The organism is Lentzea jiangxiensis (genome assembly GCF_900104175.1).
In the GTDB taxonomy this organism is placed as follows: Bacteria; Actinomycetota; Actinomycetes; order Mycobacteriales; family Pseudonocardiaceae; genus Lentzea; species Lentzea jiangxiensis.
In genome coordinates, this window is sequence record NZ_FNIX01000001.1 from 1,270,484 (window position 1) to 1,285,018 (window position 14,535).

General features: G+C 70.0%; 12 protein-coding genes and 1 riboswitch. Of the genes, 9 read left to right on the plus strand and 3 right to left on the minus strand.

Annotated features, from left to right (window positions below; translation table 11 throughout):
• Positions 1–15 precede the first annotated feature (15 nt).
• The gene (locus BLQ91_RS06305) at positions 16–552 is read left to right on the plus strand and encodes a TetR/AcrR family transcriptional regulator (protein WP_245733159.1); all 537 of its coding nucleotides are present in this window, start codon (positions 16–18) and stop codon (positions 550–552) included.
• A 28-nt stretch (positions 553–580) separates the two neighbouring features.
• Here BLQ91_RS06305 and BLQ91_RS06310 read toward each other — a convergent pair whose 3' ends face one another.
• Positions 581–1,513: a M28 family metallopeptidase gene (locus tag BLQ91_RS06310; protein ID WP_090095632.1), complete on the minus strand. Its 933-nt coding sequence runs from the start codon at positions 1,511–1,513 to the stop codon at positions 581–583.
• 139 nt (positions 1,514–1,652) lie between these two features.
• Here BLQ91_RS06310 and BLQ91_RS06315 point away from each other — a divergent pair, with 139 nt between their 5' ends.
• The 5 genes from BLQ91_RS06315 to BLQ91_RS06335 all read left to right on the plus strand — a co-directional run bounded on the left by BLQ91_RS06315 (position 1,653) and on the right by BLQ91_RS06335 (position 7,015).
• Positions 1,653–3,131: a potassium/proton antiporter gene (locus tag BLQ91_RS06315; protein ID WP_090096036.1), complete on the plus strand. Its 1,479-nt coding sequence runs from the start codon at positions 1,653–1,655 to the stop codon at positions 3,129–3,131.
• Between the two features lie 73 nt (positions 3,132–3,204).
• A riboswitch (SAM riboswitch) is annotated at positions 3,205–3,319 on the plus strand.
• Positions 3,320–3,356: 37 nt separating this feature from the next.
• The gene (locus BLQ91_RS06320; RefSeq protein WP_090095633.1) at positions 3,357–4,688 is read left to right on the plus strand and encodes an aminotransferase class V-fold PLP-dependent enzyme; all 1,332 of its coding nucleotides are present in this window, start codon (positions 3,357–3,359) and stop codon (positions 4,686–4,688) included.
• 23 nt (positions 4,689–4,711) lie between these two features.
• On the plus strand, positions 4,712–5,413 hold the full coding sequence (lspA, locus tag BLQ91_RS06325) for a signal peptidase II (RefSeq protein ID WP_245733161.1): 702 nt from the start codon (positions 4,712–4,714) through the stop codon (positions 5,411–5,413).
• Positions 5,414–5,454: 41 nt separating this feature from the next.
• Positions 5,455–6,339 (plus strand): RluA family pseudouridine synthase, encoded by an 885-nt coding sequence (locus BLQ91_RS06330; RefSeq protein WP_090096037.1) that lies wholly within the window; start codon positions 5,455–5,457, stop codon positions 6,337–6,339.
• A 73-nt stretch (positions 6,340–6,412) separates the two neighbouring features.
• A complete protein-coding gene (locus BLQ91_RS06335; RefSeq protein ID WP_090095635.1) occupies positions 6,413–7,015 on the plus strand; it encodes an NAD(P)-dependent oxidoreductase in 603 nt (200 codons plus the stop codon).
• Here BLQ91_RS06335 and BLQ91_RS06340 read toward each other — a convergent pair.
• Entirely contained in the window at positions 7,004–7,900 is an 897-nt protein-coding gene (locus tag BLQ91_RS06340; protein WP_090095636.1) for a LysR family transcriptional regulator, read from the minus strand. The two genes, BLQ91_RS06335 and BLQ91_RS06340, sit on opposite strands and share 12 nt — an antisense overlap.
• 23 nt (positions 7,901–7,923) lie before the next feature.
• On the opposite strand from BLQ91_RS06340, the gene BLQ91_RS06345 reads away from it, so the two are divergent.
• Complete coding sequence (locus BLQ91_RS06345) at positions 7,924–8,688, plus strand: inositol monophosphatase family protein (protein ID WP_245733163.1); 765 nt, start codon at positions 7,924–7,926, stop codon at positions 8,686–8,688.
• Here BLQ91_RS06345 and BLQ91_RS06350 read toward each other — a convergent pair.
• Positions 8,685–9,515, minus strand: a complete 831-nt coding sequence (locus tag BLQ91_RS06350) for an AsnC family protein (RefSeq protein WP_090095638.1) — start codon at positions 9,513–9,515, stop codon at positions 8,685–8,687. The genes BLQ91_RS06345 and BLQ91_RS06350 overlap by 4 nt on opposite strands.
• Positions 9,516–9,780: 265 nt before the next feature.
• Here BLQ91_RS06350 and dnaE point away from each other — a divergent pair, with 265 nt between their 5' ends.
• Together dnaE and BLQ91_RS06360 are read left to right on the plus strand one after the other, a co-directional pair.
• Positions 9,781–13,293 (plus strand): DNA polymerase III subunit alpha, encoded by a 3,513-nt coding sequence (gene dnaE / locus BLQ91_RS06355; protein WP_245733233.1) that lies wholly within the window; start codon positions 9,781–9,783, stop codon positions 13,291–13,293.
• 36 nt (positions 13,294–13,329) lie between these two features.
• A complete protein-coding gene (locus BLQ91_RS06360) occupies positions 13,330–14,535 on the plus strand; it encodes a cytochrome P450 family protein (protein WP_245733165.1) in 1,206 nt (401 codons plus the stop codon).

Below are 14,535 nucleotides of genomic sequence, written 5' to 3' on the forward strand. Positions count from 1 at the left end.
GTAGCGTATGGAAGCGTGGTGCGGCGGAATCGTGACGACTGGACTGAGATAGCGCTGAGAGCGCTGGCGGAAGGCGGGCTCGGCGCCGTCGCGATCGAGCCGCTGGCGGCACGGGCCGGTGCCACGAAGGGCAGCGTCTACCACCACTTCCCGAGCCGCGAGGCGTTGCTGCGGGCGACCGTCGAGCGGTGGGAGCGGGAACACACCGAGAACGTCATCGAGCTCGTCGAGTCCGAGGGGACGCCGCAGGACAAGCTCAAGACGTTGTTCACCATGGTGCTCGACTCGACCCGCAAGGGCTCGGTCGAGATGGCGTTGCAGGCGGGGGCGGGCAACGAGGTGATCGCGCCCGTTCTCGAGCGGGTCGCGAAGAAGCGGATCGGCTACGTCACGGAGCTGTTCATGCAGCTCGGGTTCGACCGGGACCACGCGAGGAAGCGGGCGTTGATCGCGTTCAGCATCTACCTCGGGCAGGCGCAGATGTGGGTGAGCCTGCCCGGCCTCGTCGAACCGGTGCTCGACGAGGCCGTGCAGGTGCTCACCGCCCAGTGATCAGGCAACGGTGATCAGGCAGCGGTGATCAGGCGGCGGTCGCCCACAACGCGGAGGCGATCACGTCCGCGTTGCGGTCGAGCGCCGTGGTGCTGACGTTCGCCGTGGTGTCGCAGGAGCGGTGGTAGCAGCGGTCGTAGGCCTGGCCGGCCGTGCCGCCCCACTTCTGCGCCTGGGCCGCGGTCTTGACGCCCTCGGCGCCGGTGAAGGTGCCGCCGACCGGGATGCCCGCGCGGGCGAACGCCGCGTGGTCGGAGCGGCCGCCGACGCTGGTCAGCTCGGTCTGGACGTTGAGCGCCGTGAAGCCCGCCTGGAGCCGCTGCTGCAGCGCGAGCGAGCCGGAGGGCTGGCCGGAGGCGCTGTAGACGAAGTAGCCGGGGTTGGGCGAGCCGGTCATGTCGAAGTTCAGGTACGCCTTGATCTTCGACCGGTCGGTGGTGCTCAGCGAGTTCACGTAGAACGTCGACCCGCGCAGGCCGAGCTCCTCGGCGCCCCACCAGCCGAACCGCACGTGCTTGGTCGGCTGGAAGCCCGTCGCCCTCATCTGCAGGGCGACCTCGAGCAGGGACGCGGAGCCCGTGCCGTTGTCGTTGATGCCGGGGCCCGACGTGACGCTGTCGAGGTGGCCGCCGAGCATGACGGTGTTGTTGGTGTCGCCGCCGGGGTAGTCGGCGATCAGGTTGTAGCCGGTGGCGCCGTTGTAGGTGAACGACTGGACGCGGGTGGTGAAGCCCGCCGCGTCGAGCTTGCCCTTCACCCAGTTGACCGAGGCCAGGTACCCCGGACGTCCGTGGGCGCGGTTGCCGCCGTTGGCGTTCGCGATGGACTGGAACTGGTTGAGGTGGGCTTGCACGTTCGCCACGTTGATGTCGGGCGCCGCCAGTGCCGACGGTGCGGCGGCTTGCGCCGTGGTTGCTCCGGCCACCGTCAAGGCGGCCGCCAGTGCGATCAGGATCCTCATGGTTCAACTCCGTGCAGGGTTGGGATTGAGCCACTGATCAACATGCTCCGTCGTGCATGGGCCCGCTAGGGGCGAACGGCTGGAGTTGTTGACTCGTCTGATTCGTCGGAATCGATGGTGATCAACCAGAATGGTCCAGGTGGGTGACGTCACGGTCGTTCTGGGTGTCGGTGCCGTCGTACTGCTGATCTCCGTGATCGCGGTGCGGGTGTCGACTCGCCTCGGCCTGCCCTCGTTGTTGCTGTACCTCGGCATCGGCGTGCTCCTCGGCGAGTCCGTCTTCGGCATCAGGTTCGACGACGCCGGCCTCACGCAGTCCCTCGGCATCGCCGCACTGGTGCTGATCCTGACCGAGGGCGGCATCACCACCCGCTGGAGCGCCGTGAAACCCTCGCTGTGGCTGGGCGTCGCACTGTCCACAGTGGCCGTTGTGGTGAGCGTCGCCGTCACCGGCACGGCACTGCACTTCCTGCTCGGCCTCGACTGGCGGATCGCGTTGCTCTGGGGAGCGGTGCTGTCGTCCACCGACGCTGCGGCCGTGTTCAGCGTCCTGCGGTCGTTGGGTGTCGGGGCGCGGCTCACCGGTGCGCTCGAACTGGAGTCCGGTCTCAACGACGCGCCTGTCTACATCGCCGTCGTGCTGCTGGCGTCCGCGGACCGGATCTCGTGGACCGCGCCGCTGCTGGTGCTCTACGAACTGGGCGCGGGAGCGTTGATCGGCATCTTGCTGGGCGTCTTCGGCGCCGCGGGGCTGAGACGCGCGGCGCTGCCCTCGACCGGTCTCTACCCGCTCGCCACCGTGGCCGTGTGCGTGATGGCCTACACGGCCGGCGATCTCGCGCACGCCTCCGGGTTCCTCGCCACCTACGTCGCGGCGCTGGTGCTCGGCAACGCCCGCCTGCCGCACCGCGCCGACACGCTCTCGTTCGCCGAAGGTCTCGGCTGGCTGGCCCAGATCGGGCTCTTCGTCCTGCTCGGCCTCTACGCCTCGCCGTCACGGCTGCTCGACGTGCTGTTCCCCGCGCTGGTCGCGGGCGTGGTGCTGACGTTCGTCGCCCGGCCGTTGTCGGTGGTGCTGGCCTCGCTGCCGTTCAAGGTGCCGTGGCGTGAGCAGGCGTTCCTCTCGTGGTCCGGCCTGCGCGGCGCGGTGCCGATCGTGTTCGCGCTGATCCCGCTGATCCAGGGGGTCGAGGGCGCGCGGCAACTGGTCGACGTGGTGTTCCTGCTGGTCATCGTCCTGACGATCGTGCAGGGCACGACGCTGCCGTTCCTCGCGCGCCGTCTGGGGCTGGTGAAGACGGGGGAGGCGCTGGAGGTCCAGGTCGACTCCTCGCCGCTCGACGAGCTCGGCGCCGAGCTGCTGCAGGTGCACATCCAGCGCGGGTCGAAGCTGCACGGCGTCTACATGTCGGAGCTGAGGCTGCCCAGCGGCGCCACGGTGAGCCTCGTGGTGCGCGCCGGGAAGAGTTTCACCCCGCAACCGACGACCCGGCTGCAGACCGAGGACCAGTTGCTCATCGTGACGACGGAGGAGGCGCGCGAAACCGCTGAACGGCGCGTTCGAGCCGTCGACAGGGCCGGTCGCTACGCGCGCTGGAAGGGCGAGACCGGCGAATGATCGGTTTGCGAGCCTTCCCAGCATGTGAATCGGGTGTCGACGAGCGCGTCACCCTCCGCTAACGTCGTCGGCAGGTCATGAGAGCCAGCGTCAAGCCCAAGCTTGCTGGCCGGCAACCCTCCAACCGCGGTGGGGTGCCCTTGGTGAGGACCTGGTCCGGCGCGTGGGGCGCCGGTCAAGCGCGGGCCTTCGCGACACGGGGCCCCTGGCCTCGGAGGCAGCTCGATGACGCTCGCGATCACCCCTGGAACCACCACTTCCGTCCCGGCCGTCGTCGGCGCCGACCTGAGGGTTCCCCTGGTGACCGGAGAGCGCGTCACCTACGCCAACCTCGACCACGCGGCGTCGGCGCCCTGCCTGCAGGAGGTGCGCGACGCCGTCGACGAGCTGCTGCCCTGGTACGCCAGCGTGCACCGCGGCGCCGGGTTCGCCTCCCAGGTCTCGACCCGCGTCTACGAGCAGGCGCGCGACCGCGTCCGCAGGTTCGCCGGCGCGCACCCCTCCGACGCCGTCGTCTTCACCCGCAACACCACCGACTCGCTGAACCTGTTGGCGCGCAGCGTTCCCCGCAACACCGCGGTCGTCCTGTTCGACAGCGAGCACCACGCGGCGCTGCTGCCGTGGCGCGGGCCGAACGTCCAGCGCGTTCCCGCTCCGTCTTCGTCCGGCGCCGCGGTGGTGGCGCTGGACCGGGCTCTCGCCGCCGCCCCGGTCGGCCCTCGGCTCGTGATCGTCACCGGGGCGTCCAACGTCACGGGGGAGCTGTGGCCGGTCGCCGAGCTCGCGAAGGTCGCCCGCCACCACGGCGCGCGCATCGCGCTCGACGCCGCGCAGCTCGCCCCGCACCGCCCGATCAACGCCCGTGAGCTGGGCGTCGACTACGTGGCCTTCTCCGGGCACAAGATCTACGCGCCGTTCGGCGCCGGCGTGCTGGTCGGCCGTGCCGACTGGTTGCAGCAGGCCCAGCCGTACCTCGTCGGCGGCGGCGCGACCTCGAAGGTCACCGACCACGGCGACCGCCTGGGCGTCGCGTGGTCCGCCGTGCCCGAGCGGCACGAGGCCGGCAGCCCGAACGTCGTCGGCGTGCACGCCCTCGCGGCGGCCTGCGAGATCCTGTCGCGGCACTGGGAGCAGACGGTCGCGCACGAGCAGGAACTGCTGACGCGCCTGCGGGACGGCCTGCGCACGGTTCCCGGCTTCCGCGAGCTGTCGATCCTGACCGACGCCGACAAGGTCGGCGTCGTGAGCTTCACGATCAACGGCTTCGACGCGGGCTTCCTCGCGGCGGCGCTGTCCGCCGAGTACGGCATCGGTGTCCGCGACGGCGCGTTCTGCGCGCACGTGATCGTGAGCCGCCTGGTCAAGAAGGCCGGATCGCACGAACAGCGTGCCGTGCGCGCGTCGATCGGCCTCGGCACGACGGCCGAGCACGTCGACCGTTTGGTGGCGGCGCTGCGCACGCTCGTCACCGAAGGTCCGAAGTGGACCTACACCCGGCTCGACGGCCGCTGGGTGCCCGAGGACGACGGCCGAACCCTGCCGCCGTTCCTCGCGTAGTCCCGGTAGTGGACAATGACCTGGTGAGTGACGAGTCCAAGGCCGCGGAGAAGGTCTCCGGGAAGGCCGCTGAACCGCCTGCCGAGGTGCTGGTCAGCGAGCCCGGAACGGCTGAGGCGGCCGCGATCGCGGCCGAGGAACCCGCCGAGTCCCCCGCGGAGGTGGAGGACGACGAGGAGGGCTTCTCGATCGCCGGCTCGCTGCCGGAGCCGAAGACCACGCTCCTCGCGGTGCTGGCGACCGGCGTGCTGGCCCTGGACGTGCTCACCAAGGTCCTGTCCGTGGCGTTCCTCGAGGGTGCCGACCCGATCAAGATCTTCGGGGGCGCGCTCTACCTGACGTTCGTCCGCAACCCCGGTGCCGCCTTCGGTCTCGCCGAGGGCTGGACGTGGATCCTGGCGCTGATCGCGCTGGGCGTCGTCGGGTTCATCCTCTGGATCTCGCGCAACCTCCGCTCGCAGGGCTGGGCCGTCGGCCTGGGCCTGGTGCTGGGCGGTGCCGTCGGCAACCTCGCCGACCGCCTGTTCCGCGAGCCGGGGCCGATGCGCGGCCACGTGGTGGACTTCCTGTCGCTTTTCGACCCGTTCGGCCGTGTGTGGCCGGTGTTCAACGTCGCCGACATGGCGATCGTCGGCGGTGGCGCCGCGATCATCGTGCTGGCGCTCCTGCAGCACGACTACGACGGGACGGTTCACAAGGAGAAGAAGGTCGAGGACCCCGCTTGAGCGGATACCGAACGCTGCCGATTCCCGACGGTCTGGACGGCATGCGCGTGGACGCCGGCCTCGCGAAGCTCCTGGGCCTCTCGCGCACGGTCGTCGCTGCCATCGCCGACGCGGACGAGGTGCTGGTCAACGGCCGCGTCGTCGGCAAGTCCGACCGGCTGACGGCCGGGGCGATGCTCGAGATCACGCTGCCGGCGCCGCCGCAGCCGATCACCGTGCAGGCGATCCCCGTCGAGGGCCTGGAGATCATCCACGAGGACGACGACATCATCGTCGTCGACAAGCCCGTCGGTGTCGCCGTGCACCCGTCGCCGGGCTGGACCGGGCCGACCGTGGTGGGTGGGCTCGCCGCCGCGGGCCACCGCGTCGCCACGTCCGGTGCCGCCGAGCGCCAGGGCGTCGTGCACCGGCTCGACGTCGGCACGACCGGTGTCATGGTCGTCGCGAAGTCCGAGTCGGCCTACTCCGCGCTGAAGCACGCCTTCAAGGAGCGGACCGTCGACAAGGTCTACCACGCGATCGTGCAGGGCCACCCGGACCCGATCAAGGGCACCATCGACGCCCCGATCGACCGCCACCCGAAGCACGACTACAAGTTCGCCGTGATGAACTCCGGCAAGCCCTCCATCACGCACTACGAGGTGATCGAGGCGTTCCGCGCGGCGTCGTTCGTCGAGGTGCACCTGGAGACCGGCCGCACCCACCAGATCCGCGTGCACTTCTCGGCGCTGCACCACCCGTGCGTCGGCGACCTGACGTACGGCGCCGACCCGACGCTCGCCAAACGCCTCGGGGTGTCGCGGCAGTGGCTGCACGCGCGCCAGCTCGGGTTCCACCACCCCGGCACCGGCGAGTGGGTCACCTACACCTCGGACTACCCGGACGACCTGGCCGCGTCGTTGGAGAAGCTGCGCGACGAGGGCTGATTGCTTCTGGGTAAATCACCTGTTGACGACGTTGCACTTGATGTCAACCGGTGTGCTCCCTAGCGTTCTCGGCATGAACCTCATCGTTCTCGCCGCCTCCGGACGGACCGGTCTCGCGCTGGCCCGGCAGGCCCTCGACCGCGGCCACACCGTCACGGCCGTCGCCCGCGACCCGCGGCGGATCAGCCTCGACCACGAGAACCTCCGCAAGGTGGCGGGCGACGTGACGGACCCCGCGAGCATCGCCGCGGTCGTCTTCCCCGACTCCGTCGTGGTGTCCGGCCTCGGCGCCGACGTGCCCGGCGTGCTGCATGACGGCGCCCGCGCCGTGATCGCCGCCGGACCGCGCCGGATCGTCTGGCTCGGCGCCTACGGAACGGGTCCGTCCGCCGACGCGGCGGGTCCGGGGGCCGAGGTGCTGTGGAAGTTCTTCGGCGACCGCATCCCCGACAAGGTCGCGGCCGACAACGCCGTGCTCGCCGCCGGCGGCACCGTCTTCCACGCCGGCGTGCTGAGCGACGAACCGTCCGGTCCCGGCCGCACGGTCGGTCTCGACGCCGCGCCGCCGTTCGACCTGGGCGTCAAGATCAGCCGCGGCACCGTCGCGGCGGCCATGCTCGACGAGGCCGAGCAGCCGCGGTTCGCCGGCGCGGTCGCGTTGCCGCTAGCGGCCTAGGACGTCCTGGACGGTCGTCCGCACCTGGTCGCGCAGCCAGGCGTGGGCGAGGTCGGAGTCGTAGCGCTGGTGCCAGTTGCAGTTGACCGGCGCCTCCGGCGACTCGGCCGGCAACGGGTGGGTGACCAGCCCGAACGCCTCGACCAGCGGGCGGCAGAGGATCGCCGTGGTGGTGACCAGCGCGTCGCTCGCGGCCGCGATCTGCAGGGCGGAGTGCACGGTGGCCACGGTCGCGATCACCCGCCGCCGCAGGCCCTGCGCGGCCAGCAGGTCGTCGATCGGCGCGGTGAGCCGTCCCCGCCGGGAGACCAGCACGTGCGGGTGCTCGGCGTAGGAGCGCAGGTCCAGTTCGGTGCACGGGTGGCCGGACCGCGCGACGACCGCGAGCGGGTCGGTGCCGAGCGTCTCCGAGCGGAACTCGGGGAGGTCGGGAGCACCACCGCCGAGCTCCAGGTCGACCCGGCCGTGCCGCAGGTCGCCGGTGTCGGCGGAGTGCTCGGCGAGCACCCGCAGCCGCACGCCGGGAGCCTGCTGCGCGATCCTGCCGACCAGTGCCGGCACCACCGACGAGGCCAGGGCGTCGTGGCACTGGACGGTGAACGTGCGGTCCAACGCGGCCAGGTCCAGCTCACGGCTCGGCGCCAGCACGGCGTTGGCCTGCCGCACCAGCCGGTGCACCTCGTCGGCGATCGCCAGCGCGTAGGGCGTCGGCGTCATCGTGTGCCCCGTCCGCACCAGGATGTCGTCGCCCGTCACCTTCCTGATCCGGCCGAGCGTGCGGCTGACCGCCGGCGACGACAGGTGCAGCCGCTGCGCCGCCCCCATCACGCTGCCCTCTTCGAGCAGGGCGTCCAGCACGGTCAGCAGGTTCAGATCCGCTTGCATGACAGACAATCTTGGAGGAAACCATGCTCGCCGCCACCACCGCCGCCGTCCGCACAGCCGGGGCGCGGATGTTGAAGCGCTACTCGACCGAGTCGCGCACGTCCTCTCTCGAGGAGCTCGTCGCGGCTGTCCGCGCCAACGACGCCGCCGTCGTCGACGTCTTGAAGCCCGCGCTCGCGGAGATCCGCCCGCAAGCCCGCTGGCTCGACGACGAACACGGCTCGGGGGAGCTCGGACCGGGCGAGTGGTGGCTCGTCGACCCGGTCGGCGGCAACATGAACGCGGTCCAGGGCATGACCGACTGGAACATCGGCGTCAGCCTGGTCCGCGACGGCCGCCCGGTGCTCGCGGTCCTGCACTTCCCGTTGTCCGACGAGACCTGCACGGCGGTCGAGGGGGAGGGCGCCTTCCTGAACGGCGTCCGGCTGCGGGTGTCGGAGAAGACGTCCCTGGACGGCGCGCTGGCCGGCACCGGGCAGGCGCAGCCGGGACAGGGGCCGGAGATGGCCGACCGGGTGGGCGCGTCGTACGCGGCGATGGCGAAGAAAGCCCTCTACGTCCGGATCTCCGTGCCGGTCACGCACCAGCTCGCCCAGGTGGCCGCCGGACGGATGGACGTGCACTGGCAGTACGACAACGTGCGCGCGCACGCGGCGGGTGTGCTGCTCGTGCGGGAAGCGGGCGGTGTCGTCACCGATCTCGACGGCGGGCCGTGGACGCTGACCAGCACCGGGTACCTGGCGGCGGCGCCGGGCGTGCACGCCGAGGCGCTGGACGTCCTGGGTTAGTCGTCGACGGTCCAGACCAGGGTGTTCACGTCGACCTCGGGGCGGACGCTCCAGCGGACCTGGATGATCTCGGTCGCGTCCGGCAGCACGAAGACGCTGTGCCCGCCCGCGGTCTCGCCGGGCTGCACGCCGAGCTTGTGCGCCGGGCGGGAGGACAGCGAGACGGGGGCCTTCGTGACGGTCTCGCCGGTCTTCGTCACCAGCACGAGGTACATGTCCGGCAGCGAGGTGTACGGCACCTGCGAGGTGTTCGTCACCTCGGTGTGCACGACCACGGACCGCTCCCCGTCGGCGAGCTTGTAGCCGGCCGCCGTGAAGAGGAAGTCGGCCGGGTCGACGACCTCGACCAGCTGGATCGACAGGCGGGCGCCCTCCAGGCTGTCCGCCTCCAGCGCCGTGCCGATCTTGCCGGTCCGCGAGACGGACCTGGGCTGCGGCTGGTCGGCGCGCACCCAGCCCGCCGACTGGGGAGGGCCCCAGGTCGACTGCGGCGGCTGCTGAGCCGGGAACGGCTGGCTCACCGGCCCCTGCGGGCCGTACTGCTGGACCTGGTGGGGGCCGCTCTGGTGCACCGCGTACGGCCCGGACGGCGGGCCGCCCGTGTAGTTGCCGTAGGCGGCGGCGTTCGCGAGCGCCCGGCGGACGCCGTTCGGGTCGCACTCCACGCCCACGAGCAGGGGCAGGCCGCTGCCCGACAGGGTGATCAACCGCATGGCCGCCTCGCGCGGGTCCATGCCGAGGCGCTGGGCGATCTCGTGCACGGCGGCACGACCCGACTCGGCGAGAACGGCGAGCAGGCGAGCGTCTACGGGATCGGGGACCACCACGAAAAGAACGCTACCCGCCGCTGCGGAGGCGTGTGCCACCGCGTACCTGATCGAGATCGTCCGGGGCCGGTGGCCTTCGCCACGGCGTGTCGCCGGGGCGTTCGCGAATCGCGGAGGCCAATCCGGGGCTGCCGCGAGCGGTGCCTGTAGTGTTGGCGGGCGCCCGGACGTGTTCGTCCCTCATTCGCGCTAAAACGCTTGCTACACAAGGGGGTTGCCGGTGGCAGACTCGTTTGTGCACCTGCACGTGCACACCGAGTACTCGATGCTCGACGGCGCGGCCAAGGTGGCCCCGCTGTTCGAGGAGGCCGGGCGTCTCGGCATGACGGCGGTCGGCATGAGCGACCACGGCAACATGTACGGGTCCGACGAGTTCTACCAAACGGCGACGAAGACCGGCATCAAGCCGATCATCGGCATCGAGGCCTACCTCGCGCCGCACAACCGCCTGCACAAGAAGCCGGTCTTCTGGGGCGACCCGGGCCAGCGCGGCGACGACATCTCCGGTGCGGGTGCCTACACGCACATGACGATGTGGGCCCGCAACGCGGACGGCCTGCGGAACCTCTTCCGGCTGCACACCGAGGCGAGCAAGACGGGCTACTACTACAAGCCCCGCATGGACCGCGAGCTCGTCGCGGAGCACTCCGACGGCATCATCGCGACGACCGGCTGCCCGTCCGGCGAGGTCCAGACCAGGCTGCGGCTCGGCCACGTCGACGAGGCGCTCAAGGCCGCGGCGGACTACCAGGACATCTTCGGCAAGGAGAACTTCTTCCTGGAGCTGATGGACCACGGCCTCGACATCGAGCGCCGCGTCCGCGACGGCCTGCTGGAGATCAGCAAGAAGCTCGGCATCCCGCCGCTCGCCACCAACGACAGCCACTACGTCACCAAGGACCAGGCGGACACGCACTCCGCGTTGCTCTGCGTGCAGTCCGGCAAGATGCTGACGGACCCGAACCGGTTCAAGTTCGACGGCGACGGTTACTACCTGAAGTCGTCCGAGGAGATGCGGCAGATCTGGAAGGACCTGCCGGAGGCGTGCGACAACACGCTGCTCGTCGCGGAGATGGTCGAGTCGTACGAGGACATCTGGAGCATCAAGGACCGGATCCCGAACTTCGAGGTCCCCGAGGGCGAGGACCAGGCGTCCTGGTTCCGCAAGGAGATCCGGCGCGGGCTCGAGTGGCGCTTCCGCGGCTCCGAGGTGCCCCAGGAGTACATCGAGCGCTGCGACTACGAGGCCAAGGTCATCATCGACAAGGGCTTCCCGGCGTACTTCCTCATCGTCGCCGACCTGATCAACTACGCCCGCAGCGTCGGCATCCGCGTCGGTCCCGGCCGCGGCTCCGCGGCGGGCGCCGCCGTGTCGTGGGCGATGGGCATCACGAACATCGACCCGATCCCGCACGGTCTGCTGTTCGAGCGGTTCCTGAACCCCGAGCGCACCGCCATGCCCGACATCGACATCGACTTCGACGACCGCCGCCGGGGCGAGATGATCCGGTACGCGAGCGAGAAGTACGGTGCCGACAAGGTCGCCCAGGTCATCACGTTCGGCACCATCAAGACCAAGGCCGCGCTGAAGGACTCCGCGCGCGTCCACCACGGCCAGCCGGGCTTCGCGATCGCCGACAAGATCTCCAAGGCGCTGCCGCCGCCGATCATGGCGAAGGACATCCCGCTCAACGGCATCATCAACAAGAGCCACCCGCGCTACAACGAGGCCGCCGAGGTCCGCTCGCTGCTCGAGACCGACTCGCAGGTGAAGGAGATCTTCGACACCGCGCTCGGTCTCGAGGGCCTGATCCGCAACGCCGGCGTGCACGCGTGCGCGGTCATCATGTCGAAGGACCCGCTGTCCGACTCGATCCCGCTCTGGTACCGCGACGACGGCTCGTTCATCACCGGCTGGGACTACCCGTCGTGCGAGAACATCGGCCTGCTGAAGATGGACTTCCTCGGGCTGCGCAACCTGACGGTCATGGGCGACGCCATCGAGAACATCGAGATGAACCGGGGCAAGGACGCCGTCCCGGACTTCGACACGCTCCCGATGGACGACCCGGAGACGTACGCGCTGCTCGGCCGCGGTGACACGCTCGGCGTGTTCCAGCTGGACGGTGGCCCCATGCGCGACCTGCTGCGCCGCATGCAGCCGACGTCGTTCGAGGACATCGTCGCGGTCGGCGCGCTGTACCGCCCCGGCCCGATGGGTGTGAACGCGCACAACGACTACGCGGACCGCAAGAACGGCCGCCAAGAGGTCAAGCCGATCCACCCGCAGCTGGCCGAGCCGCTCAAGGAGATCCTCGGCGAGACGCACGGCCTGATCGTCTACCAAGAGCAGATCATGTTCATCGCCCAGGAGGTCGCGGGCTACTCCATGGGGCGCGCGGACGTGCTCCGCAAGGCGATGGGCAAGAAGAAGGCCGAGGTCCTCGCCAAGGAGTTCGAGGGCTTCCAGGCGGGTATGCGGGCCGACCCGCGCGGGTTCTCCGACGAGGCGATCCAGGCGCTGTGGGACACGATCCTCCCGTTCGCCGGCTACGCGTTCAACAAGTCGCACGCCGCCGCGTACGGCCTGATCTCCTACTGGACCGCGTACCTCAAGGCGAACTTCCGCGCCGAGTACATGGCCGCCCTGCTCACGTCGGTCGGTGACAACAAGGACAAGTCCGCGGTCTACCTCGCGGAGTGCCGCCGGCTGGGCATCAAGGTGCTCCCGCCGGACGTCAACGAGTCGGCGCTGCGGTTCAGCGCGGTCGGCACGGACATCCGCTTCGGCCTGGGCGCGATCCGCAACGTCGGCGCGAACGTCGTCGAGTCGATCATCAAGTCCCGCAAGGAGAAGGGCGCCTACACGTCCTTCACGGACTTCATGGACAAGTCCGAGCTCGTCGCCTGCAACAAGCGCGTGATCGAGTCGCTGATCAAGGCGGGCGCGTTCGACTCGTTCGGCCACCCGCGCCTCGCGCTGATCCAGGTGCACGAGGACGCGGTCGACGCCGTCGTCCCGATCAAGCGCAAGGAGGCCGAGGGCCAGTTCGACCTGTTCGGCGGCGACAGCGCCGACGACCAGGACGACAGCAGCTCGCCGCTCGCGCACCTCAAGTTCGGCGCCGAGGAGTACCCGCGCAAGCAGATGCTGAGCCTCGAGAAGGAGATGCTCGGCCTGTACGTCTCCTCGCATCCGCTCGACGGCGCGGAGCGGATCCTGCGCAAGTTCGCACCGAGGCCGATCGCCGTCGTGCTCGACGACCCGCCCAAGGAAGGCGAGCTGATCGTCTCGGGCATGATCTCGTCGATCGAGCGCCGGGTGAACAAGAACGGCCTGCCGTGGGCGATCACGGTGATCGAGGACCTGGACGCCTCCATCGAGGTGCTGTTCTTCCCGAAGGCCTACGAGGTGCTGCGCGACGACCTGGAGCTCGACTCCGCGGTGTGCGTGAAGGGCCGGGTGAACTGGCGCGAGGACAAGATGGCGATCTTCGGCGACGGTGTCGTCCCGCTCGACATCAGCGACGCGGAGATGAACCCGGACGCGGAGCCGCCGCTCGTCCTCGGGCTGCAGACCAAGATGCTGACGCCGGAGCTGATCGAGGAACTGAAGATCACGCTCAAGTCCCACGCGGGCCAGGTCGCCGTGCACCTGGAGGTGCAGAAGCGCGACAAGTCGAAGGAGGTGCTGGTGGTGGACAACTACCGCGTCAACACGACGCCGTCGCTCTTCGGCGATCTGAAGACGATCCGCGGGATCACCATCCAGCGGTAGTGGCGAGGCTTCAGTGAACGGGGTTAACTGGGTGAGGTGACCACACTCACCCAGTTGCCCGACGACTACGTCCAGAACCCGCACGCAGCGCACGACCTGCTGCGTGCCGAGGGCCCCGTGCGGGAAGTCCGCATGCCGCGCGGGCTCAAGGTCTGGCTCGTGACTCGGTACGACGAGGCGAAGATCGCCCTCACCGCCACGGAGGTCAGCAAGAACATCATGGAGGGTGGTCACCTCATGGCGGTGCACTCCTCCGAAGGCGAGCAGCACCGCGAGATCGACCGCTCGCTCTCGGTGCACATGCTCAACATGGACCCGCCCGGCCACACGCGGCTGCGCAAGCTCGTGACCAAGGCGTTCACCGCCCGCCGCATCGAGCTGATGCGCCCGCGCGTGCAGGAGATCGCGGCCGAGCTGATCGCGGAGCTGAACGACGGCGACGAGGTCGACCTGCTGGAGGCGTTCGCGTTCCCGCTGCCCATCACGGTGATCTGCGAGCTGCTCGGCATCCCGATCGACAACCGCGACGACTTCCGCGAGTGGTCGAACCAGCTGCTGACGTTCGGCACGCCCGAGCAGATCCAGGCCGCCGCGGACGCGATGGCCGGCTTCCTGTTCCAGCACGTCACCGCGATCGCCGACGCCGAGCCGGACGACACGTTCTTCTCCGCCCTGGTGCACGCCGACGACTCCGGCGACCGGCTGAACACCGAAGAGCTGATCTCGATGGCGTTCCTGCTGCTCGTGGCGGGCCACGAGACGACGGTGAACCTCATCGGCAACGCCGTGCTCTCGTTGCTGCGCAACCCCGACCAGTTGCAGGTGCTCAAGGACCGCCCGGAGCTGATCCCGGCGAGCACCGAGGAGTTCCTGCGGCTGGAGGGCCCGGTCAACGTCGCGACCTTCCGCTACACCAGGGAGCCCCTCGAACTGGGCGGCGTGACCGTGCCCGCGGGCGAGATCCTGATGGTGTCGCTGATCGCCGCGAACCGGGACCCCGAGCGCTACGAGAACCCCGACCGGCTCGACGTGACGCGGTCCGCGCAGGGGCACGTCGCCTTCGGCCACGGCATCCACTTCTGCCTGGGCGCACCGCTGGCCCGGCTGGAGTTCGACGTGGCGCTGACGCAGCTGCTGGAGCGGTTCCCGAACCTGGCGCTTGCGGCGGAGCCGGAGACGCTGGTGTGGCGGGACAGCACGCTGATCCGCGGCCTGCACACCCTGCCGGTACGCCTCGCCTAG

Bases quoted from the DNA above. Each gene is read 5' to 3' on its own strand.
- BLQ91_RS06320 (WP_090095633.1), top strand. From the start codon at position 3,357: ATGACGCTCGCGATCACCCCTGGAACCACCACTTCCGTCCCGGCCGTC.
- BLQ91_RS06330 (WP_090096037.1), top strand. From the start codon at position 5,455: ATGCGCGTGGACGCCGGCCTCGCGAAGCTCCTGGGCCTCTCGCGCACG.
- BLQ91_RS06310 (WP_090095632.1), bottom strand. From the start codon at position 1,513: ATGAGGATCCTGATCGCACTGGCGGCCGCCTTGACGGTGGCCGGAGCA.
- BLQ91_RS06345 (WP_245733163.1), top strand. From the start codon at position 7,924: ATGCTCGCCGCCACCACCGCCGCCGTCCGCACAGCCGGGGCGCGGATG.
- BLQ91_RS06340 (WP_090095636.1), bottom strand. From the start codon at position 7,900: ATGCAAGCGGATCTGAACCTGCTGACCGTGCTGGACGCCCTGCTCGAA.
- BLQ91_RS06335 (WP_090095635.1), top strand. From the start codon at position 6,413: ATGAACCTCATCGTTCTCGCCGCCTCCGGACGGACCGGTCTCGCGCTG.
- dnaE (WP_245733233.1), top strand. From the start codon at position 9,781: ATGCTCGACGGCGCGGCCAAGGTGGCCCCGCTGTTCGAGGAGGCCGGG.